The organism is Halorubrum sp. 2020YC2 (assembly GCF_018623055.1).
Taxonomy (GTDB): domain Archaea; phylum Halobacteriota; class Halobacteria; order Halobacteriales; family Haloferacaceae; genus Halorubrum.
In genome coordinates this window covers 2,621,972-2,644,044 of sequence record NZ_CP076019.1, presented here as the reverse complement: position 1 = coordinate 2,644,044, position 22,073 = coordinate 2,621,972, and the positions used below count along the sequence as shown (strand labels likewise).

The following is a 22,073-nucleotide window of genomic DNA, read 5'->3' as shown; positions in this document are numbered from 1 at the left end:
GACGTCCGTCACGCGCTCGGTCCCTCGTCGGGCACGCGCTTAGTTCCCGGCGAACTGCCGCTCCCAGGCCTCGACCCACGCGTCGACGGAGCCCTGGAGCTGGTCGTAGGTGAACGTCACCGGGTCGGTCGGCTCCTGTGCCAGCTCGGCGTAGTCGCTCGGCAGCTCGGCGCCGTCGGTCGCCGGGAACGCCACGTTGCGCTGGGCGATCTCGCCCTGAACGTCCGGCTCTAACATGAACGACATGAACTGCCGGGCGAGGTCGGGCTCGTCGGCCTCGGCGAAGACGGCCATCCCCTCCGGGTTCGCGTACGCCTGATCGTTCAGGAAGCGGATCTGATGTTTCTCGAGGTCTTGGTCCTCCATGTCCGCGAACACCTGGTCGGTGGAGTAGGAGACGACCATCGGCGCCTCCCCCTCGCTCCAGGCCGCGTACGCGTCGTCCCACGTCCCCAGCACGCGCACGTCGTTCTCCTCGAGGTCCGCCCAGTAGTCGAGGTAGTCGTAGTCGGGGTCGCCGTCTTCGCCCTCGACAGCCTCCCCGTCGCCGTCGCTCGCCACGCCGCCGTCCCCGAAGCGGCTGACCGTGTGGAGGAGGAACGCGCGCCCGGTCGAGGAGCCGCCGGGGTTCTGCGTGATGAGCGCGCCCGCGTGTTCGTCGTCGAGCAGCCCGTCGAACGTCTCGGGCGCCTCCGCCGTCGTGCTGTCGTACACGAGGCTGATGTACCCGGTGTCGAACGGGACCGCGCGGTCGAACGGGTCGAACCGGAGCCCCTCCTTGACCGCGTCGCGCCCGTCGACGTCGCCCGCCTCGGTAAAGAGGTCGCCGTCGAGCCGCTCGTCGACGCGCACGAGGTCCTCGGTGGTGAGTCCGACGTAGAGGTCGGCGTCGATCCCCGCGCCCGAGGCGGCTCGCTCGACGTAGTAGTTCACCTCGTTGTCGGGCGTCGCCCACTCCAACTCGGCGTCGTACCGGCTCTCGAACTCCCCTTTGAGCCACTCGCCGGGACTCACCGAGGGCGCGTCGATGAAGTTCGTGTAGGTCGCGACCGTCAGCGTCGGGGTCTCGCCGTCGCCGCCGTCACCGTCATCGGTGTCGTTTCCGTCCGAGGTGTCGTTTCCGTCCCCGTCGCTCCCGGAGCCGTCGCCGCCGTCGCCCCCGTCGGTCCGCTCGGCGCTACAGCCGGCGAGCGCGACGGCTCCCGCCGTCCCGGCCGCCGTCAGGAACCGTCGTCGGGTGCGTGGCCGGGCCGATCGCCGCCGCGTCTCGCTCTCGTCGGTAGTCATCACTCGGTTGTTGTACTCGGTGGTTACATAAGGGATCCGTCCGCGTCCGCCGTTTCGTCTCCGAGTGACACTCCGAGAGAGTTGGTTATCGCCTCACGTATGTCCGGCCGAACGCATCGCTCCCGCGCGAGTCCGGACCGTTCGAGATGGATTCCGGCGATCGCCGACAGGCTGCTGAGACAGTCAGAAGGCCGTCCGTACGGCGTCTCACCTGTGGATCCGACGCGTGAAGGTGAACACGAACAGCGCGATGAAGAACGCCCCGACGAAGCCCTCGACGGCGCTCAAAACCTCGACCGGCCGACTCGTGTCGGCCGGCGGCGTGCCGAGAATAAACGTAATGAAACTCTGGAAGCTGAACACGAGGTAGTCCGTGGGAGCGTACTCGACGGTCGAGAGCAGCCGAGCGTACAGCAGCGCAAAGAGGGAAATGATCGTGACCGAGGCGTAGACCACCCGTTCGGGGCGCTCACCGTAGCCCGTCGACAGCATGAGCGTGAGGTTACGCCCCCACTTCGTCGCGTCGGTCACTCGGTCTCGCCACCGGCGCGTTCCGTCTCGGGCGAGTTCGGCGTAACGATGCCGGCGGTGCGTCAGTTCCCGGTAGAAGAACGCGCTCGCGGCCGCGTTGTTCCCGGTCTCGTCGGCGCCGTTTTTGGCGTTCAGGAAGGTCTGGCGCAGCGTCTCCGTGCTCGGCGTCCCACGGCTCTCCTCCGGAAGCGCCTCGGGCTCTATCACCTCGTACAGCCGCCAGCCCGCTGCGGCCGGATCGAGGTCGTCGTTCTCGAAAACGAAGCCCTCGAAGCGAGTGCGCGCGAACCGAACCCGACCGCAGACCGGATCGTCGCCGGAGTTGGTGAACGACACGTCGCCCAGCGTGGCGTCGGTACAATCGTACAGCACGACTCCAGACGCGGGCTGCCCGAGGGTCCCGCTGCCGACGGTCGCTTCCCTGAGGTTCACGCACTGCGTCTCGGCGATGCCCTCGTCGGTGTGGGTAACCTCGCGCCGGTCGGTGGAATCGTCCGACGGGATCAGCTCCAACGTGGCGACTTCCGCGGTCGACAGGTCGAGCGGGCCGTCAACGAGGATGTCGGAGAAGTCGGTGATGCGGGCGAACGACGCCCGGTGGAAGTCGTGGTCCCCGCCGAAGATCGCGCCGTCGAAGTCGGCGTCGTCGTCGAACTCGGCGAGCGTAAACGCGGTTTCGCCCTCGAACGTCGCGCGGGAGAACCTGGCGTAGTCGGTGAAGTCCACGGCCTCGAAGTACGCTTCTCTCCGAAACCGCGCCTGTCGGAAGTTCGCGTGCGCTTCGAACTGCGTGTACCAGAGGCGGGCGTCGCCGCGGAAGTCGGCGTGTTTGAGCGTTGCGGGCCCAGCGAACACTGCCCCGCGCAGCTGTAGGTCGCCTTCGAACGTCGTGTTCCTGAAACCCACACTTCGCTCGAAGCGCGCGTCACGCACCGCGAGCGGCCCGCTAAACGTCGCGTGTGAGCACCGGATCGGCTGCCGAAACACCGCGTCGGTCCAGTCGGACTCGCCGACCTCCGCGTGAGCGAGGTTGATCGCGTGGTTCACCTCGCCGCCGACGGTCGCGCCCCGAAGCGCGAGCTCTTCGAACGTCGCGTCGACGAACTGGCACAGCCGTCGGCTTCTGTTCTGGTCGTCAGCGGCGGCCGCCTGTGCGAGACACTCTCGAAACGCGTCCGTCTCGTCGAGGTCGGGCGGCCGCTCCTCGGGTGAGCAGTGAAACAGACAGACGTCCCGCTCGGGGAGCGCGTCGTGCGGACACGACCAGACTCGGTCCGTGACGCCGGGGACGTCCTCGGTGAGCATCCACCGTCGGCCCTCCGACCGATCGTCGCCCGGTAAGTCGTAGGAAGGGACCGCGAACGTGTGAGTACACCGCGACGGATCCTCCATCGAGAGGAGGTGACGTGGCAGCGAAATGAGTGTTGGGATCGAGGTCCTGTTCGGAGGCCACCGGCGGATCGCTCCGTCCGATCTCTCCTTTGTGTCTGAATACTGTCCCGCCGACACCCATTTACACCGCCGAGACCACCCGGATCCATGGACGAGAACTCCGGAACGCGGTCGACGGGGACCACGCGGCGGCGGCTGCTCGCCGGCGGCGCGGCGATCGGAACCGTCGGCCTCGCGGGCTGTCTCGGCGGGCGCGACGGTCCGGTGCCGGAACCCGAGGTGACGAGCGACCGGATCGACGACTGGCGACAGACCGACGAGTCCGAGAGCACGGTGTTCGAACAGGCGTACGGTCCCGTCACCGTCCGGGCGCTCGAACGCACGCGCATCTTCGAGTACGCGCCCGTCGCGGACGCGCTGGCCGAGACGGTCGACGCGTCGGGGTCGCCGGTCGTCTTCTTCGCGACCCGGATCGACCTCCGGCCCGCGATCGACCAGCTCCCGGCCGGCGTCGGCCGGGACCGAGTGATGAGCGAGGTGGAGACGGCGGCGACCGACGCGTTCCGCGCGCAGCTCCGGAACGCCGGCATCGAGAACGTTGAGGTCGCGGAGGAGATGACCACTACGGTGCGGACCGGTCACACCGCGACCGCGTGGCGACTGACCGGCGAGTACGCGTTCGACGGCGGGATCCCGCTCCCCACCGGGTCGACCGCGACGCTCGACCGGCCCGTCGACATCGAGGCCCGCCTCGGCGTCTGGCACGACGGGACCGACGTCATCGTCGCCGGCGGGGCGTACCCGACCGACCCGCTCATTCAGGTCTTCGACGCGGCGCTGCCCGATTCGGTCGACGCCGAGAGCGTCGTGACGCAGCTCGCGGACGCCGAGACCGCCGAGGCGCTCGCCGCCGACCCCGCGGCTTTCGACGAGGACGTCTCGCAGCTGCTCATCTCGGTGGAATGAGGGGTTGAGAATCCGGAACCTCCGGCTTCGCTGAAACGCCATTAGTTATAAATGGAATGCGGTGGCGCGTGCCGGTGAGCGCCGCACCGCGGCGCGAACCGCACGCGCGAGGGAGTCGGTCGCCCGGAGCAACGCGGAGGGCGACCGACGAGGCTGGGGAGGCGTGAGGCTGCGGTGCGGTGCTGGGGGGTGGGACTCAAAGGGGCAGTCGCGAGGGCGGCGCAGACGACGTAAGCACCGCAGGAACGAGCGTAGCGAGTGACGAGGAGCGCAACGAGTGTGCGCCGTCCTCGCGACTGGGGCTTTAGCGGTGTTCACCGTCGATCTGCGATTAGTCATTTATAAGCGAGCGGCTGGGGGTCTGGAGACACTCAGTTCACCGCTGAGGCTTCCAATCTCATATCGAACCGACCGGTTTAATCGCCGGCCGCGACTCTCCTCCCGTATGAGCCACTTCCCGGAGTTCGAGGTGATCCCGGCCGTCGACGTGCAGGACGGCGAGGTCGTCCAACTGGTCGGCGGCGAGCGCGGCACGGGCAAGCGCTACGGCGACCCCGTCGCGGCCGCCGAGCGGTGGATCGAGGCGGGCGCCGGCACGCTCCACCTCGTCGACCTCGACGGCGCGTTCGAGGGCGAGCGCGTCAACGCGGCGGCGATCGAGTCGGTCGTCGAGAGCGTCTCGGACGGGGTCGGCCTCCAACTGGGCGGCGGCATCCGCACCGCCGAGGGCGCGCGCGACCTCCTCGATCTGGGCCTCGACCGCGTCATCCTCGGGACCGCGGCGGTCGAAACCCCGGAGATCGTCGCGGAGATCGACGAGACACACCCGGGGAGCGTCGTCGTCAGCCTCGACGCGAAGGACGGGGAGGTGGTCGTCTCGGGCTGGACGGAGGGGACCGGGCTAGAGCCCGCCGAGGCCGCGGCGCGCTACGAGGAACTGGGCGCCGGCGGGATCCTGTTCACGAACGTCGACGTGGAGGGACAGCTGGCGGGGGTCGACCGCGAGGCGGTCGCGAGCGTCGTTGAGGCCGTGGATGTTCCCGTGATCGCGTCCGGCGGCGTGGCGACCGTCGAGGACGTGGTCGCGCTGAAGGAAGCCGGCGCGGCCGCGGTCGTCGTCGGTACTGCGCTGTACGAGGGGGAGTTCACGCTGCGAGAAGCGCAGGACGCGGCAGACGAGATTTAAGAGTCAGAGCGCGGGGTCGTCGATCGCTTAAAAATAACAAACTGCGGATCACCGGAGAACACCGCCAAAGCCCCAGCCGGTCGCTTATAAATTGGTGATCGCGAATCGGCGGTGAACACCTCCAAAGCCCCAGCCGTGAGGTGGGCGCACGCTCGCTCCGCTCCTCACTTGGTCGCTCACTCCGTTCGCTCCCTCGTTGCGGTGCTTACGTCGCCTGCGCCCACCTCACGGCTGCCCCTTTGAGTCCCACCCCGCACAGCACCGCAACCGCAGCCTCACACCTCCCCAGCCTCGTCGGCCTCCCTCCGCTTCGCTCCGGTCGGCCGACTCCAGCGAGAATCGAAGATTCTCTGGCAGCCGGCGCGTAGCGCCGGCGACCTCGCGCGTGCTGCCTCGCGGCCGCCGATGGCGGCCGCTCGCAGGCACGCGCCACCGCGTTCCATTTATAAGTAAACACGCTGTTTCGATGCGACGCTCACTCCTGCCGGACCCGAAACCCCGCCCCACCCGCAACCGACTTACGAATCCCCCGCGACGGACCGGTATGAGCGAGCACGACCGGACCGCGGCCGTCACCCGCGAGACGAGCGAGACGACGATCGAACTCACCCTCGCGGTCGACGGCGACGGCGAGGCGGAGGTCGACACGGGGATCGGCTTCTACGACCACATGCTCGAATCCTTCGCCAAGCACGGGCTCTTCGACCTGACGGTCCGCTGTGACGGCGACCTCGCTATCGACGATCACCACACCGTCGAGGACGTGGCGATCTGCCTCGGGGAGGCGCTCGACGAGGCGCTCGGGGAGAAGCGCGGCATCCGGCGGTACGCCGACCGGCGGATCCCCCTCGACGAGGCGGTCGCGAGCGTCGTCGTCGACGTGGCGGGGCGCCCCTACTACGAGTTCTCCGGCGAGTTCTCGCAGGAGTCGGTCGGGGAGTTCACCGCCGTCATGGCCGACCACTTCGCGCTGTCTCTGGCCCACAACGCCGGCCTGACGCTCCACGCGGCGGTCGAAAGGGGCGACAACGCCCACCACGAGGTCGAGGCGCTGTTCAAGGCCCTGGCGCGCGCGCTCGACGACGCCACCCGGCTCGACGGGCGCCGCAGCGACACGCCCAGCACGAAGGGCGAACTGTAAGTCGGAGAAGCCTCCGCCTCTCCTCCCTCCACCGCCGATCGCTTATCCCCTCGCAAACCGTTAACACGGTCGTATGGAACTCGACTGCGAGGGCTGTGCCGGCTGCTGTGTCGACTGGCGGCCGCTCGACCCCGCCGCCGCCGGCTCCGACCGCACCGGGCCGCGCCCCCCGCTCGACGACGTCTACGACCTCGCGCCGCTCACCCGCGACGAGGTCGCCCGGTTCGTCGACGACGGGCTGGGCGACGCCGTGGTTCCCCGACTCTTCGAGCCGGCCGAGCGCGACGACAGCGTTCGGATCGACGGGGTCGACCTCGCCGCGGCCGACGGTTGCCCCGTCTTCGTCGTCGGCCTCCGGAAACCCCCCAAGCCGGTCGCGCCGATCGGGACCGACGACCCGCGCTGGCTCGACGCCTGCGTCTTCCTCGACCCGACGACGCTGCAGTGCCGGATCCACGACACCGACCGCTACCCCGACACCTGTTCGAGCTACCCCGGCCACAACCTCGAACTCGGCGCCGAGACCGAGTGCGAGCGCGTCGAGGCCGCCGGCGGCGGCGACCGCCTCCTCGACGGCGGGCCGCCGGCCGACCTCCCGGCGCCGGCGTTCGGTCCGCAGGCGCTCGGCGCGACGGTGTTCGCCTACCCGGACCCCGACGACCTCGACGGCGTCGTCGCCCGCCTCCGCGACGGCGAGGCCACCCCCGACGACCGCGCGCGCTTCGCCGGCGCCGCGGTCGGCTCTCGTCCGGGGTCCCTGTCGGTCGCCCGCGAGCGCATGGCCGAGGCCCGGGACCGCGCCCGCGAGGCCGACTCGTGGGTCGGGGCGGCGATCCGCGAGTGGACCGACCGCGCCGGCGCGGACGGCGCTCGAGTCGCGCTCGACGGCGACGCCCGCGACCGGCTCGCCCGCGAGGTGGAGGACGACGCGGGCGCGCCGGGCACGCCGGGGTGGGACTGAGCGCCCGCGCCGCGACCACGCCGGACCCCCGCGTTTTCGCCTCTTGCGCACACGCGCGCGTGAGGCTTACCCGTGCGCGGCCCTTCTGGATCCGTATGGTCGAACAGCGGACGGACGACGGTCAGCCCGCAGCGTATCGCCGCGAGGACGTCTCGGTCCTCGTCGTCGGCGCCGGCGCCGCGGGAGCGCGCACCGCGATCGAACTGGCGGAGCGCGGGGTCGACGACGTGCTCGTGCTCGGCAAGCGGGGTCACGGGGACGCCCACACCACCTGGGCCCGCGGCGGCATCAACGGGGCCCTCGGCACGCACGACCCGGCGGACTCGCCGGCGATCCACGCGGCGGACACCCTCAACGAGGGGCACCTGATCAACGACCCGGCGAAGGTCGAGACCGTGACCGAGCAGATGCCGGAGCGTCTCCGCGAACTCGACGAGTGGGGAATGGAGTACTCCCGGACCGACGACGGCGAGATAGACCAGCGCTTCTTCGGCGCGCAGTCGTTCCGCCGGACCGCCTTCGCGGGCGACCACACGGGCGAGTCGCTTTTGAACGCCCTCGTGGACCGCGCACAGGAGCTGTCGGTCCCCTACCGCGAGAACGTGATGATCACGAAGCTGGTCTCCGACGGCGACGCGACGTACGGCGCCGTCGGCTTCGACATGGACGACGGCGAGTTCGTCCTGTTCAACGCCGGCACCGTCGTCCTCGCGGCCGGCGGCCACGCGGCCATCTACAACCGGCACACCTCCCGCGACGACGAGAACAACGGCGACGGGGCGGCGCTGGCGTACGACGCCGGCGCGTCGCTGATGGACATGGAGTTCATGCAGTTCCACCCGACTGGGATGGCCGTCGACGAGAGCGACCCCGAGTGGGCGCCGTGGAGCGGTCGCCTCGTGACCGAGGCGGTCCGCGGCGAGGGCGGCCGGCTGTTCAACAGCGAGGGCGAGCGCTTCATGGAGCGCTACTCCCCCGACCAGATGGAGCTCGACGCCCGCGACGTGGTCGCCCGAGCGATCGCACAGGAGGTCGCCGAGGGGCGCGGCACGGAGAACGGCGGCGTCTACCTCGACATCTCCCACCGCGACGCCGACTTCATCGAGGAGCGGCTCCCCCGGATGTACGAGCGGTTCGACGACCTCGGCGTGGACATGGCCGAAGAGCCCGTCGAGGTGGCGCCGACCTCCCACTACGGGATGGGCGGCGTCGCCGTCGACGACGGCGGGGAGACCGACGTGGACGGGCTCTTCGCGATCGGTGAGACGATGGCCGGCGTCCACGGCGCGAACCGACTCGGCGGCAACTCGCTGGCAGAGACCGTCGCGTACGGCGTCGTCGCCGGCGAGCGGATCGCCGACCGCGTCGACGGCCCGGGCGAGGTGCCCGACTCGCTCCGCGAGGACCTCGTCGAGCCGCACCTCGACGACCTGCGCGCGATGGCGGACAACGACGGCGCCCACGACGTGGACCACGTGCTCGCCGACCTCCGCGAACTGATGTGGGACCACGCGGGCATCCTCCGCGACGAGTCGTCGCTCCGGGAGGGCCTCGACCGGCTCGCCGCCGTCCGCGACCGCGCCGCCGACATGCGCGTCGGCCCGGTCACGAGCGAGTCGTTCGAACTCGCGGTCGACGTCGGCTTCACCCTCGTCGCCGCCGAGGCGGTGCTCCGCGGCGCGCTCGAACGCGAGGAGTCGCGCGGCGCCCACTACCGCACCGACCACCCCGACACGGACCCCGACTGGCGGCGGAACGTCTACTTCGACGCGGCCGACGTGGGCGGCATGACGCTCCGGACCGAGCCGGTCGACGACCCGAGCGAGGCCGTTCAGGCGGCGCTCGACGAGGGCCACGAGCTGGACTACCACCAGCTGGAGTGAGCCCCCGGGCCGCCCCGGATCACCTGCCGCGTTCCGGCCGCCTCACCCGCCCCGCTTCCGGTACCACACGCGCTCGCCGACCGGCGACTCGCCGTCGTCGATCGCGAGCCGACCGACGAACAGGTCCCTGACGGCGAAGGTGATCCGGAGTTCGACGGACTCGGACTCGTCGGCCTCTTCTGCGGCTTCCGGGCCTCCCTCCGCCGACGCGACCGGCCGAACCGTCACGACGCAATGGCCGTCGCGCTCGCTGATCGACTCGACGATGCCGACGGACCAGCGGTCGACGTGATGCGACGGCTCTCGGGCGTGGACGCGGTCGTGATTCACGGCTGGATCGCCTCCGCGTCGCGCTCGTCGCGCCCGACCCGCCGCACCGCGAGCGCCCCCTCACAGACGCACTCCCCTTCGCACTTCGGACACTCGTCGACCGAGCGCTCGATCGGATCGCGGTGGACCGTCTCGTAGCCGCGGCCGTCGAACAGCTTCTCCGGCGAGTCGTCGCCGCCGTGGTACCACGAGTCCGCGACGAACAGGTCGACGCCGCGGTCCGCGCCGACCGCGTGGAGGCGTTCGAGCAGCCGGCTCCCGATCCCCCGGCCGGTCGCGTCCCCCCTGACGTACCCCATCTCGAGGTGGCCGTACAGCGTCGCCGGCGGGAGCAGGTCGGGGTCGTCGAAGAAGTACATCTCGTCGGCAACGGCGGCCGGGGCCTCGAACTCGCGGAGCGCCATCACGCCGAGAATTTCGTCGTCGCGGTCGCCGTCGTCGCCGTCGCTCTCGGCTTCCACCGCGACCAACACGCGGTACGTCGGGTCGTCCAGTCCGAGGTCGACGCCGTAGGAGCTCCCCTCGGAGAAGTGCGAGGTGATGAGCGCCTCCAGCGGCTCGGCGTCCCCCGGCCGCGGGTCGCGGATCGCGATATCGTCCATCTACCGGAGCGACGCCGCCGCGGAGTAAGAGCGGTGCGGTGTCGGAACCGGACCGCTCCCCCGGTCCGGTCAGCTCCCGGCGCCCGCGGTCCGGTCAGGGCCCGGCGCCCGGCCGCCAGATACCCTGTCGGCGGTCGAGCCACGCCACGACGGCAACGTGCGGGAGCGTCATCGCGGCGATGGCGACGAGCGACACGGCCAGCAGGTCGCCGGGCGCCGCCACGCCCGCGGGCACGCTCGCGCCGACCGCGGCCACCACGAGGAACCCGCCGAGCGTGAGCGGCGCGGCGTCGCGGCCGAAGCGCGCGAGCGCGCCGACGGCGTCGCCCGCGGACGCCGCGCCCGCGGCCTCCGGGTCGACGAGGACGAGCCGGCCGACGTGGCGGAGCGCGTGCCACAGCGCGAAGTACACCCCGATCGCGAACACCGGCGCCGCGAGCAGGAACCACGCCCACAACACCGCGACCTCGCCGGCGTCGCGGCGCCAGCCGCCCGGGTCTCTCCCGTTCCGTACCCGCCGGTAGCCCAGCGCGACCGACGCCAGCGTCGCGGCCGCCATCCCGACGCCGACGCCGACCCGGACGGCGGGCGCGAACAGGGGGTCGACCGCGGTCGCGGCCGCGCCCGGGTCGACGAGGAACAGCCCGACGATCCACTCGGCCACCAGCCGGTACTCCTCGGGGTGGGCGATGAGCGGGACACCCATCGGTAACCCGCCGCGAACGACGAGCGCCAGCCACCGCTCCGCCGCCGACGGCAGGTGGTCGACGCCGGCGACCGCGAGCGTCGCCACGTCGCCTTGCCCCCAGTGGAGCCACGTGAGCGCGATGAACCCGGCGAACGCGGCGACGGGCGCGGCGAAGAACGCGGCGACCACCGCCCCGCCGAGGACCGCGTAGACGACCGAGACGACCGCGATCGACCGCCCGAGCGACACGTCGGGCGCGCCCCGGAGGGGAACGAGGTGGTCGACCGCGCCGTGCGCCATCCCGACGACCAGGGTGCCGAGCGCGAACGTCGCGACGCCGACTTCGACCGGAAACAGGGGGGTGACGGCGCCGATCGGGAGCAGCGCGGCCAACGCCAGCGCCGGGCGGCGCGCGAACCAGCGGTCGACGCGCTCGCTCGCGGCGTCGCCCGCCTCCGCCCGCCCGTCGGCGGCCGCCGCCGCGGAACCGCGCTCGCGGGCCTCCGTCGCCCCCGCCGACGCCTCAGTCATCGACCACGTCGGGGTCCGGGTCGGCCGGCGGCTCCGGGCCGGGGACGTCGCGCTCGGCCTCCTCCGGCGCGGCCGCCTCCGCGACCGCGCCCCGGCGGTCGTTCCAGTCGAGCACCCACTCGAAGAGGACGAGTCCGTTGACGGTCATCACTCCGGCGGCTGCGAAGAACAGCATCTCCTCTATCGGCAGGCCGAACACGGCGACTCCCGTCGTGTACTCGGTCGAGAGCTGCCACGTCCCCATCCCGATCGCGATCCGGTCCGCGACCCAGAAGTACGCGGCGGGGAGCAGCGTCGCCGCGAGCCAGGTCCGCGGCGTCCGGACGAGGTACCCCCCGCCGACCGCCCACTGGAGCGCGACGACCGGGCCGACCCACGCGATCAGCCCGCCGAGGTAGAGGAACGAGGGACCGAGGGTCACGAGCCAGAGCCCGCCGCCGACCATCGCGACGCCCGCGACGACCCCGGCGACCCGCGGCCTCCGGTCGAAGTCGCCGTCGCGGAACGTCGGGTCGAACCCGATCCGGTGGAGCGCGAACGCGGTGACGACGGTCTGGATGGTGAAGAAGAGGTACTCGCCGAGCGGGATCGACAGCGCCCGGACGAGCACCGCGCCGTCGGCGTACCACCACGCCCCCTGCCGGATCATGTAGCTGATCCACGGCGTCGTGTAGAGGTACGCGATGGCGACGAGGATCGCGATCCCGGCCGTCGCGCGCCGCTGCCGGACGGCGTCGTACCGCGGCGCGAGGTACCACAGCAGTCCCAACACGGGGAGACTGAAGACGAGATGGAACTGGAGATACGTCAGCGTCGGCAGCATCGGATCACCCCGGCGAGAACGCTCATGCCCTCACTTTCGGTCCGTCGTTGATTAACCCTTGAGCCAAACATGGTCAGGTATCGGTCTCGGCTCCGCGGCCCGCGAGCGCTCGCGGTCGGCAGGCGTTCCGCGGTCGGCTGTCGCCCCCTTTCGGTCTCACTCCCCGTCCGCGAGCACGCCGTGCGACTCCAGCACCTTCCCGAGCCGGTACATGGAGGCGACGACGCTGTCGCAGACGGGCCGCACCGCGTCCTTCGGTACGAAGCCGACCGCCAGCCCCGCGACCTCCAGCATCGGCAGGTCGTTCGCGCCGTCCCCGACCGCCACCGTCTCGGCCATCGGCACGCCGGTCTCGGCCGCCAGCTCCGCGAGCGCGTCGTCTTTCGTCCCCTCGATGAGCGGTCCCTCGGCCTCGCCGGTGAGCGCGCCGTCCGCATCGGTCGGCAGTCGGTTCGCGACGATGGTGTCCACCGAGACGCCCTCGCGGGCGAGCGCCGCCTCCACGCCGCGCTCGAACCCGCCGGTGAGCACCGCGACGCGGTGCCCCTCGCCGCGGAGGCGCTCGATGAGCCGCGCGGCGCCGGGCCGGATCCGGACCGCGTCGAACGCGTCCTCGACGTCCGCCGCCGAGAGCCCCGCCAGCAGTTCCGCGCGCCGGTAGAGGCTCTCGGCGTAGCTGATCTCGTCGTTCATCGCCCGCTCGGTGATATCGGCCACCTCGTCGGTCACGCCCGCCCGCTCGGCCAGCAGCACCGTCATCTCGGAATCGGAGAGCGTCCCGTCGAAGTCGAACGCGATGAGACTCATGGCTGCCGTTCGTCGCGGCGGGACCTTGAAGCGCGCGGTCGACGGGTCACTCGCCGTCCGCGTCGGCCAGGAACTCCACGTCGCCGGCGATGACCGCGCTCGCGATGACCCCGACCCCGACGAGGGTCGCGACCCCGAGGGTCGTCGCCGTCACGGAGAGCGCGGATCCGCCGACCGAGACGCCGACGAACGCCCCGACGGTCCCGCCGACGCCGCCGGCGATCACCGCGAGGGTCTGTGCCTCTCGCATAGGTGTCGCTTCAGTAACACGGGTTATAAGCGTTCGCGCCGGGTTCTCTGCGGTGATAACGCCGGGAGCGTCCGCGGTCTCGCTCAGCTCCCGTCTCGTCGCGGTCCCCTCTCAGCGCGGGTACCGGCGGCCGAGGTCGACGCCGTCGTCGTCGGAACGCTCGCCGCCGTCCGAACTCTCGTCGCCGGCAGCGCTCTCATCGTCCACGCTCTCGCCGTCCGAACTTCCGTCGCCGCCGTCTCCCGCCTCGCCGCCCGGACTCACGCTCCCCGTGCGGTAGCCCGCCATGTCGAGGGTGACGTACTCGAAGCCGAGGTCGGTGAGGTGCTCGTGGACGGCGTCCGCGAAGGCGGGGTCGAGCGCGCGCTCCAGTTCGTCGGGCGCTATCTCGACGCGCGCGAGGCCGTCGTGGTCGCGGACGCGGAACCCCTCGAAGCCCCACTCGCGGAGCACCCGCTCGGCCTTCTCGACGCGACTCAGCCGCTCCTCCGTCACCTCCAGTCCGGTCGGGATCCGCGAGGAGAGACACGCCATCGAGGGTTTGTCGGCCACGGAGAGGTCGTACGACTCCGCGATCGCCCGGACCTCGTCCTTCGAAATCCCGGCGTCGAGCAGCGGCGAGAACACGGCTAACTCCTCGACCGCGCGCAGCCCGGGGCGATGCCCCTCGCCGGGGTCGTCCGCGTTCGTCCCGTCGCAGACGGTGTCGATCCCCAGCTCTTTGGCGGTCTCGTACATCCGGCCGAGCCGCATCGTCCGGCAGTGGTAACACCGGTCGCCGTCGTTGGCGACGAAGTTCGGGTCGTCCAGCTCGGAGAACGTCACCGTCTCGTGGCGGATCCCGATCTCTTCGGCCACCCGTTTCGCGTCGTCGAGTTCGGCGGCCGGGAGCGTCTCGCTGCGGGCGGTACACGCGACGGCGTCGCCGCCGAGCGCGTCCCGCGCCAGCGCGGCCACCACCGCGGAGTCGACGCCGCCCGAGAACGCGACGAGGACTCCGTCGCGCTCCGCGAGCGCGTCGCGGGCGCTCGCCGCCTTCGCCGCCGTCTCGGGTGCGAGCGACCCGTCGCCGGCCGCCCGCGCGTCCTGGCTCATGGCCGGCGTTCGCGGCGGGCGCGAAAAAGGGCGTCGCACGCGGAACCGATCCCGCCGGTCGCACCCCTCCGCCGGTCGCACCCCTCCGCCGGTCGCGTCCCTCGCACCGCCGCCCCGCGGGAGCGACCCGCACGCTTTAGACCGTTGCCGCGATACCGGCGAGTGGATGGAGCTGGAGGCGATCCCCGGCGTCGGCGCCAAGACGGCGGCGGCCCTGCGCGAACTGGACGACCCAGTCGCGACCGTCGAGTCCGGCGACGTGGCCGCTATCGCCCGCGCGCCGGGCGTCAACGAGGCCCGCGCGGCCCGCATCGCCCGCGGAGCGATCCGCCGCCGGCACGACGACGACGGGCGCGTGCTGGCCACCGACCGCGCCCGCGAGCTGTACCGGGAGGCGATCGACCTGCTGCGCGAGCGCACCGTCACCGACTACGCGGCGAAGCGGCTGGAGACGTTCTACCCGAGCGCGTCCGCCTCGCGGGTCGCGGAGGCGCAGGCGTTCGCGGCCGACGCGACGGCCCGCGACCCCGACCCGGCGGTCCGCGAGGCGCTCGCGGACTGCGCGCCCCTCTCCGACCCGCCGACCGTCCGCGTCCGCGACCGCTGCCTCGCGACCGCCGACGCCGAGACGCTCGCGCGCGCCGAGGCCGAGGTGCCGGAGCTCTCCGTCGAGACGGTCGAGGACGCCCGCGACGTCTCCGAGCTGGGGCGCTCGTACGCGTCGGTGATCGTCTTAGACGAGTCGTTCGCCGGGCTCGACGTGGAGGGCGACGTGGTCGTCCGGCCGGACGCGCTCGAAACCCCGGCCGAGACGGTCCCCGAGCGGCTGCTCGCCTTCTTCGCGGAGAACCGCGAGCGGCTGGAGGCGGCCGCGGCGGTCCACGAGGCGGCCGCGGCGGTCGGCGAGCCCGTCTCGGGCGGCGACGCCGACCCACCGGTCGAGATCGACCGGCTGCGCGACGCGCTCTCGCGGCTCGACGACGACGGGACCATCGCCGGCGACGCGGAGTTAGACCGGCTGACGGCCGCCGTCGACGACCTCGACGCCGCGGTGTCGACCGCGGCGTCCGTCGCGGACGACCGCCTCCGCGAGGCGATCCGCGAGCGCGACGTCACCATCGAGGGGACCGACTTCCTCTCCCTCGTCGAGCAGGGCGCCCGCGTCGACTCCCTCTTGGACCGCGAGCTGGCCGACGAGTACGACGCGGCGGTCGACGCCGCCCGCGAGCACCTCGCGGACGCCCTCCGCCTGAAGCCGGAGGAGGCGGAGCTGGCCGAGCGCGTCTTCGGCGGCGACCCCTCCTTCCCGGTCGACCACGACGAGAGCGCCGTCTCCCGGCTCCGCACCGAACTCTCCGCCGCCCGCGACCGCCGCGCGGCGAAGCTGAAGGCCGACCTCGCGAGCGACCTCGGGGACCTCCGCGAGCCGGTCGAGCGGCTGGTCCGGAACGCCTTGGAACTCGACGTGGAGCTCGCGATTTCGCGGTTCGCGCGCGACTTCGACTGCGCGATGCCCGAGGTCGTCGACCCGGGCGACGCCGAAGCCGACGGCGACGCGGCCGCGGGCTTCCGCATCGAGGGCGGTCGCTCCCCGCTGCTCGACGTCGACTTCGCGGACGTCGAGCCGGTCGATTACGCCGTCTTGGGCGCGACGCTGCTCTCCGGGGTCAACTCAGGCGGGAAAACCTCCACGCTCGATCTGGTCGCCCTCGTCGTCGTCCTCGCGCAGATGGGACTGCCCGTGCCCGCCGAGTCGGCCACGGTCGAGCGGTTCGAGGAGATCCACTACTACGCGAAGTCGCAGGGCACCCTCGACGCGGGCGCGTTCGAGGCGACGCTCCGGGACTTCGGGGACCTCGTCGACGGCGCGGACGGCCGGCTCGTCTTAGTCGACGAGCTGGAGTCGATCACCGAGCCGGGCGCCTCCGCGAAGATCATCGCGGGCATCTTGGAGGCGCTCGACGATCAGGACGCCACCGCGGTGTTCGTCTCCCACCTCGCCCGCGAGATCAGCGACGCCGCGGACTTCGAGGTGGCCGTCGACGGCATCGAGGCCGCGGGGCTCGTCGACGGCGAACTCCGGGTGAACCGCTCGCCGAAGAAGGGGCACCTCGCGCGGTCGACGCCGGAGCTCATCGTTGAGAAGCTCGCGGACGACCGCGGCGGCGAGTTCTACGGCGACCTGTTGGAGAAGTTCTGAGAGGTTCGGCGGCAGTCCCTGACGCGCGCGCGCCGTCACCGCCGGTACGTTCATATTCCCGCCGTCGAACCCGAAACTATGCCAGCCGTGTCCCCGTTCGGCGTCCTCCTCTTCGCGGCGCAGGTCGGCGTCGGCGTTCAGGTGTCCCGCTTGCTCCCCGACCGCGACCGCGCTCGTCGCGCGGCCGTCGGTCTCGCGGTCGCGATACTCTGCCTCGTCATCCTGTTCCGCTTCGGCGCCATCGCGGCGCTCACCGTCGACCTGATCGCGCTCCTCGTCGTTGCGAGCGCGACGGGATCGTCCGGTCGTCGCCCGACGGCGGGGTAGATCAACGGACTGCGGGCGCGCGCATCCGGCCCGCTGCGGCCCAGAGTCAGACGAGCGACCACGCGTCGCCGTCGGTCGCAGCCAGCACCGGCGCTCGGACCGCCCGCCGTCGCGGTGACGAACGCGCTCTCCGGTCCGCCAACTCGACCTCGTTGCCCGTCAGCGCGGCTGCGAGCAAACCTGACGCGGACCGGACTCGGCCGGCCGAGAGATCCTCGGGGGTCACGGTGGCGTCCGCGAACCCCTCTCTGACGACGGCGCCACGCGCCGTCGACACGCCGTTCGCGACCCGCGAGAGCGGCCGGACTTCCGCCGCCTTCCCGCGTTCCCGTTGACATCCGGCTTCGCCACCGTGCGTTGTGCCGTAGCTACCGCCTATCGACCGATGAGTTATCAATTACAATACTAAGGGCGAAACCCCCAATGAAGTCCATCAGAACCGATCGGCATGGGACAGACTACACAGAACACTCGAAACGAGCATCTCAAAGAGACAGCTACCGAATCCGATGGGCGCTTTTGGCGACATACGTTCGAGCAGTTCATCTCGGAACTGCCCGAAGCGGCGTTCGTCGTCGACTCTAACGGCGACATCACTCAATGGAACGCGGCTACAGCGGAGCTCCTCGGACTGTCAGCGAGCGAAGCGGTCGGGATGAACGCCTACGACGTGTTCGGAACCGAAGGGAAGGACGAAACCCTCGCCGAGAAGGTCGTCCGTACCGGCACCCCGATCCGCGAAGAGGAGTTCCGATCCGCGGAACGACCGGACGGCACGAAGGCACACGCCCGCGCGATCGGGACGCCGATCCAAACGCCCACCGGGGAAGTCGTTGGCGCAGTCGAGTTGCTCTTCGACGTCACCACCGTCGTCGAGCAGCGAGAGTCCTTGGCAGACCTCCAAGAAGAACTCTCGGACAACGTCGAGATGTCGATGAAACAGTTGGGCGAGTCGACGACCGAAGTCACGAACCGCTCGAACGAGATTACTCAACTCGTCTCCGAGCAGGCAGCGGCACTCGAAAGCACACAAGACGATATCTCCGGGTTTAGTGCCACCGTCGAGGAGATCGCTTCCAGCGCCGAAGAGGTTAGCAATCAAAGCGCCGAATCGAGGAATCTCGCGGAAGCGTCCGTCGATACTGCGAGCGAGGTCATTGATCAGGTAGACGGCACAGCCGACAAGTCCGCGACCGTCGCGGACGAGGTCGCGGATCTGAAAGACAAGATCGAACAGGTCGAGGAGTTCGTCGAGGTGATCAACGACATCGCGGAACAGACGAACATGCTCGCGTTGAACGCGAACATCGAAGCGGCACGTAGTGACAGCGACGGATTCGCGGTCGTCGCTGACGAGGTAAAGAGCCTCGCGACCCGGTCTCAGGAACAAGCGGCTCAAATCGAGGACATCGTCACCGAGATCAAAGAGAAGGCGAACCAAACGACCGCCGAAATGAACACGGCCAACGACGAGATCCAGTCCGCGAGGGACGACGTTCAGGCCGTTCTCAAGAATCAAAAGCAGATCCTGAGGGCGGTTGAACAGACCGAAAGCGGGATTAGTGAGATCGCGGACGCGACCGATGACCAAGCGAGTGTAGCCGAAGAGATCTCGAGTGCCGTCGACGACGTTTCTCAACGGGCGCAGGTCGTTAACGACGAAATCGCAGAGATCGCAGACGAAAACGAGAGCCAATCAGAGATGGTCACTCGTCTCACACGGCAGGTCGAGCAGATCGACAGGGAGCTCGCTGAAGTCATGGACAGCCCAGTCTGACAACGTTCCGCGTGGGAAACACGAGTTCGAACCACTCTCTACGCAATAAGTAGGCCGTCCCGGCTATCCGCTCAGCTGATTGCGCTGCTGAATCCGCAACCGGTGAGACGTTCTCCCCCGCTGTGGTCACTACTGAACAACCGTCTACAGGCCGGAAGAACCGTTCAGCGACCGCAATAGCCGCCACGGAGTCGGCCACAGAGACGATCTCGGTAACTGCGAGCGTAATCGCCGGGGCCGTTCGGATAGTGAGAAACGGCACCCGCTCGACCGGGAGCAGCGGGTCAGTCGTCGTCGGCCACCGCGGGCTTCCGGCGGTCGTCGCGGGGGCCTTCGAGGTCGATCTTCGGCAGCATGTCTCGGAGGTAGCGCCCGGTGTGCGAGGCGTCCTCGCGGGCGATCGCTTCGGGGGTGCCGCTCGCGACGAGTTCGCCGCCGCCGTCGCCGCCCTCGGGCCCGAGGTCGATCACGTGGTCGGCGTTTTTCACCAGATCAAGCTCGTGTTCGATGACGACCACGGTGTTGCCGGCGTCGACGAGCCGGTGGAGCACGTCGATCAGCTTGCGCTCGTCCTCCTTGTGGAGGCCGGTCGTCGGCTCGTCGAGGAGGTAGAGCGTGTCGCCGGTCGCGCGCTTTCCGAGTTCCTCCGCGAGCTTCACGCGCTGGGCCTCGCCGCCCGAGAGGGTGGTGGAGGGCTGACCGAGCTCCATGTAGCCGAGGCCGACGTCCTTCAGGAGCTTCAGCCGGCGTTCGAGGCCGCGGTGGCTCTCGAAGAAGTCGTGGGCCTCCGCGACGCTCATGCCGAGCACGTCGGCGATGGTCTTCCCCTTGTACTCCACGTCGAGCGTCTCGTCGTTGTAGCGCGAGCCGCCGCACTCCTCGCAGGGGACGTACACGTCGGAGAGGAAGTTCATCTCGATTTTCACGGTGCCCTGCCCGCCGCACTCCTCGCAGCGCCCGCCCTTCACGTTGAACGAGAAGCGGCCCTTCTCGTAGCCGCGGCGCTTGGAGAGCTTCGTCTCCGCGAACAGCTCCCGGACGTGGTCGAACACGTCCGTGTAGGTGGCGGGGTTCGAGCGCGGCGTCCGCCCGATCGGCGACTGGTCGATGAGCCGGACCGTCTCGACGTCGTCGAGGCCCTCGATAGCGTCGTGCTCGCCGGGGTCGACCGAGGTGTTGTCGTTCATCTCGCGGGCGAGCCCCTTGTAGAGGATGTCGTTGACGAGCGTCGACTTCCCCGAGCCGGAGACGCCGGTGACGGTCGTCAGCGTCCCGAGCGGGATCGGCACGTCGAGGTCCTTCAGGTTGTGCTGGCGGGCCCCCCGAACCACGAGTTCGCCCTCGGCCTCGCGGCGCTCCTCGGGCACCGGAATCTCCTTCCGGCCCGCGAGGTAGTCGGCGGTGATCGAGTCGTCCGTCTCAACCACGTCGTCGAAGTCGCCCTGCGCGACGATCTGGCCGCCGCGCTTGCCGGGGCCGGGACCCATGTCGATGATCTCGTCGGCGCGGCGCATCGTCTCCTCGTCGTGCTCGACGACGAGGAGGGTGTTCCCGAGGTCCCGAAGCCCTTCGAGGGTGTCGAGCAGCCGGTCGTTGTCGCGCTGGTGGAGCCCGATGGAGGGCTCGTCTAAGACGTACAGCACGCCCACCAGCCCGGAGCCGACCTGCGTAGCGAGCCGGATTCGCTGGCTCTCGCCGCCCGACAGCGTCGACGCCTCGCGGTCGAGCGTGAGGTACTCCAGCCCGACCTCCTCCATGAAGCCGAGCCGCGCGCGGATCTCCTTCAATATCTCCTCGGCGATCGTCGTCTCGCGCTCGTTCAGCTCCGCCTCCATCCCCTCGAAGTGCTCGCGGGCCTCCGCGATCGACAGCTCGTTCACCTCGGTGATCGAGGTGCCGGCGACGAGGACGTGCCGCGACTGCTCTTTCAGGCGCGTCCCCTCGCACTCGGGGCAGGTCGTCACGGCCATGTACTCCTCGATGTGGTCGCGGGCGCGCTCGGAGTCGGTCTCGACGTGGCGGCGCTCCAGGTTGGGGATCACCCCCTCGAACCGCTCGGTCTTCTCGCGGGTGCCGTTCTTCGTGGTCCACTCGAAGTGGACCATCTCGTCGGTGCCGTAGAGGAACTGCCGCCGGATCGACTCGTCTAACTCCTCGAAGGGCGCGTCGAGGTCGACGCCGAAGTGCTCCGCGACGTTGTCGAGCTGGCGGGAGTAGTAGGTGCGGTCGTAGCTCCACGGCTCGAACACGTGTTTGATCGGCTTCGAGGGGTCCTCGACCACGAGGTCCTCGTCGACCTCCTTCGTCGAGCCGATCCCCTCGCACTCGGGGCAGGCGCCGTACGGGCTGTTGAAGGAGAACGAGCGCGTCTCGATCGCGGAGAACTGCACGTCGGAGTTGGGGTTGCCCAGCTCCTCGGAGAACTCCACGACGAGCCGGTCGTCGCCCTCGGCGTCCGCCGCGAGCGACCCCGTCGAGCGCGCGTTCGACGCGAACGGCACGTCCTCGGGCGGGTCGGGGACGATAAGCTTGAGGGCGCCGTCGGCCTCTTCGAGGGCGGTCTCGACGGAGTCCGTGATCCGCGAGCGGGCGTCGGGCGCCACCCGCACGCGGTCGACGATCACGTCGATCGTGTGGTCGTAGTTCTCGTCGAGGTCCGGGTCGTCCAAGGTCAGGTCGACCGGTTCGCCGTCGACCTCGACGCGGCTGTACCCGTCGCTCACTAGCTCCTCGAATAAGTCCTCGAAGGCGCCCTTCTGGTCGCGGACGACCGGCGCAGCGACCTTCGCCCGGGTGCCCTCGGGGAGGTCGAGGATCTGGTTCACCATGTCTTGGGCGGACTGCTCGCCCACCTCCTCGCCGGTGACGGGGTCGTACTGCGTGCCGATCCGGGCGTACAGCAGGCGGAGGTAGTCGTGGAGTTCGGTGACGGTCCCGACCGTCGACCGGGGGTTGTTCGCGGCGTTCTTCTGGTCGATCGATATCGCCGGCGACAGCCCCTCCACGGACTCCACCTGCGGTTTGTCCATCTGTCCGAGGAAGTTGCGGGCGTACGCCGACAGCGACTCGATGTAGCGGCGCTGCCCCTCCGCGTAGACGGTGTCGAACGCGAGCGACGACTTCCCTGACCCGGAGAGCCCGGTGACGACGGTGAACTCCTCGCGCGGAATCCGGACGTCGAGGTCCTTGAGGTTGTGCTCCTCGGCGCCGCGGACCTCGATGTAGTCCTTGCTCATTTCTACTCCGCCATTGCGGGCGCGCGCGGGAATACCCGTCGGTCGCGGGGGGTGATACCG

19 protein-coding genes are annotated in these 22,073 nt (G+C 70.2%); 8 read left to right on the top strand and 11 right to left on the bottom strand.

Features of this window, described 5'->3' with window-relative positions; genetic code table 11:
* Positions 1 to 39: 39 nt before the first annotated feature.
* Positions 40 to 1,287 carry a thiamine ABC transporter substrate-binding protein gene (locus KI388_RS13210; protein WP_215087059.1) on the bottom strand — a complete coding sequence of 416 codons (1,248 nt, stop codon included), beginning with the start codon at positions 1,285 to 1,287 and terminating at the stop codon, positions 40 to 42.
* 207 nt (positions 1,288 to 1,494) lie between these two features.
* Positions 1,495 to 3,210 carry a pentapeptide repeat-containing protein gene (locus KI388_RS13205; RefSeq protein ID WP_215087058.1) on the bottom strand — a complete coding sequence of 572 codons (1,716 nt, stop codon included), beginning with the start codon at positions 3,208 to 3,210 and terminating at the stop codon, positions 1,495 to 1,497.
* 147 nt (positions 3,211 to 3,357) lie between these two features.
* Here KI388_RS13205 and KI388_RS13200 point away from each other — a divergent pair, with 147 nt between their 5' ends.
* The 5 genes from KI388_RS13200 to KI388_RS13180 all read left to right on the top strand — a co-directional run bounded on the left by KI388_RS13200 (position 3,358) and on the right by KI388_RS13180 (position 9,347).
* Entirely contained in the window at positions 3,358 to 4,176 is an 819-nt protein-coding gene (locus KI388_RS13200) for a hypothetical protein (protein ID WP_215087057.1), read from the top strand.
* A 445-nt stretch (positions 4,177 to 4,621) separates the two neighbouring features.
* Positions 4,622 to 5,362: a 1-(5-phosphoribosyl)-5-[(5-phosphoribosylamino)methylideneamino]imidazole-4-carboxamide isomerase gene (hisA, locus tag KI388_RS13195; protein WP_215087056.1), complete on the top strand. Its 741-nt coding sequence runs from the start codon at positions 4,622 to 4,624 to the stop codon at positions 5,360 to 5,362.
* Between the two features lie 544 nt (positions 5,363 to 5,906).
* Positions 5,907 to 6,503: an imidazoleglycerol-phosphate dehydratase HisB gene (gene hisB / locus KI388_RS13190; protein ID WP_215087055.1), complete on the top strand. Its 597-nt coding sequence runs from the start codon at positions 5,907 to 5,909 to the stop codon at positions 6,501 to 6,503.
* 73 nt (positions 6,504 to 6,576) lie between these two features.
* Positions 6,577 to 7,464, top strand: coding sequence for a YkgJ family cysteine cluster protein (locus KI388_RS13185; protein WP_215087054.1), 888 nt, complete (start codon positions 6,577 to 6,579; stop codon positions 7,462 to 7,464).
* A gap of 95 nt (positions 7,465 to 7,559) precedes the next feature.
* A complete protein-coding gene (locus KI388_RS13180; protein WP_215087053.1) occupies positions 7,560 to 9,347 on the top strand; it encodes an FAD-dependent oxidoreductase in 1,788 nt (595 codons plus the stop codon).
* A gap of 42 nt (positions 9,348 to 9,389) precedes the next feature.
* Here the strand turns inward: KI388_RS13180 and KI388_RS13175 are convergent, their stop codons facing one another.
* The 7 genes from KI388_RS13175 to larE form a co-directional block, all read right to left on the bottom strand.
* On the bottom strand, positions 9,390 to 9,677 hold the full coding sequence (locus KI388_RS13175) for a hypothetical protein (protein ID WP_215087052.1): 288 nt from the start codon (positions 9,675 to 9,677) through the stop codon (positions 9,390 to 9,392).
* The gene (locus KI388_RS13170) at positions 9,674 to 10,279 is read right to left on the bottom strand and encodes an N-acetyltransferase (protein ID WP_215087051.1); all 606 of its coding nucleotides are present in this window, start codon (positions 10,277 to 10,279) and stop codon (positions 9,674 to 9,676) included. Before KI388_RS13170 ends, KI388_RS13175 begins: the two co-directional genes overlap by 4 nt.
* Before the next feature lie 94 nt (positions 10,280 to 10,373).
* A complete protein-coding gene (locus KI388_RS13165) occupies positions 10,374 to 11,498 on the bottom strand; it encodes a Brp/Blh family beta-carotene 15,15'-dioxygenase (RefSeq protein WP_215087050.1) in 1,125 nt (374 codons plus the stop codon).
* Positions 11,491 to 12,321, bottom strand: a complete 831-nt coding sequence (locus KI388_RS13160) for a lycopene cyclase domain-containing protein (RefSeq protein ID WP_215087049.1) — start codon at positions 12,319 to 12,321, stop codon at positions 11,491 to 11,493. The genes KI388_RS13165 and KI388_RS13160 overlap by 8 nt, the downstream gene beginning before the upstream one ends.
* Before the next feature lie 156 nt (positions 12,322 to 12,477).
* Positions 12,478 to 13,128, bottom strand: a complete 651-nt coding sequence (gene serB, locus KI388_RS13155) for a phosphoserine phosphatase SerB (protein ID WP_215087048.1) — start codon at positions 13,126 to 13,128, stop codon at positions 12,478 to 12,480.
* A 46-nt stretch (positions 13,129 to 13,174) separates the two neighbouring features.
* Entirely contained in the window at positions 13,175 to 13,378 is a 204-nt protein-coding gene (locus tag KI388_RS13150; RefSeq protein WP_215087047.1) for a hypothetical protein, read from the bottom strand.
* Between the two features lie 111 nt (positions 13,379 to 13,489).
* Positions 13,490 to 14,473, bottom strand: a complete 984-nt coding sequence (gene larE / locus KI388_RS13145) for an ATP-dependent sacrificial sulfur transferase LarE (RefSeq protein ID WP_215087046.1) — start codon at positions 14,471 to 14,473, stop codon at positions 13,490 to 13,492.
* A gap of 166 nt (positions 14,474 to 14,639) precedes the next feature.
* Here larE and KI388_RS13140 point away from each other — a divergent pair, with 166 nt between their 5' ends.
* Both KI388_RS13140 and KI388_RS13135 read left to right on the top strand, forming a co-directional pair.
* A complete protein-coding gene (locus tag KI388_RS13140; RefSeq protein WP_215087045.1) occupies positions 14,640 to 16,673 on the top strand; it encodes a helix-hairpin-helix domain-containing protein in 2,034 nt (677 codons plus the stop codon).
* A 78-nt stretch (positions 16,674 to 16,751) separates the two neighbouring features.
* Positions 16,752 to 17,000, top strand: coding sequence for a hypothetical protein (locus tag KI388_RS13135; protein WP_215087044.1), 249 nt, complete (start codon positions 16,752 to 16,754; stop codon positions 16,998 to 17,000).
* A gap of 46 nt (positions 17,001 to 17,046) precedes the next feature.
* On the opposite strand, the gene KI388_RS13130 is transcribed toward KI388_RS13135, so the two are convergent.
* The gene (locus KI388_RS13130) at positions 17,047 to 17,277 is read right to left on the bottom strand and encodes a hypothetical protein (protein WP_215087043.1); all 231 of its coding nucleotides are present in this window, start codon (positions 17,275 to 17,277) and stop codon (positions 17,047 to 17,049) included.
* Between the two features lie 171 nt (positions 17,278 to 17,448).
* On the opposite strand from KI388_RS13130, the gene KI388_RS13125 reads away from it, so the two are divergent.
* Positions 17,449 to 18,777, top strand: coding sequence for a methyl-accepting chemotaxis protein (locus KI388_RS13125; RefSeq protein WP_215087042.1), 1,329 nt, complete (start codon positions 17,449 to 17,451; stop codon positions 18,775 to 18,777).
* Positions 18,778 to 19,061: 284 nt separating this feature from the next.
* On the opposite strand, the gene uvrA is transcribed toward KI388_RS13125, so the two are convergent.
* Entirely contained in the window at positions 19,062 to 22,013 is a 2,952-nt protein-coding gene (gene uvrA, locus KI388_RS13120) for an excinuclease ABC subunit UvrA (RefSeq protein WP_215087041.1), read from the bottom strand.
* Positions 22,014 to 22,073 lie beyond the last annotated feature (60 nt).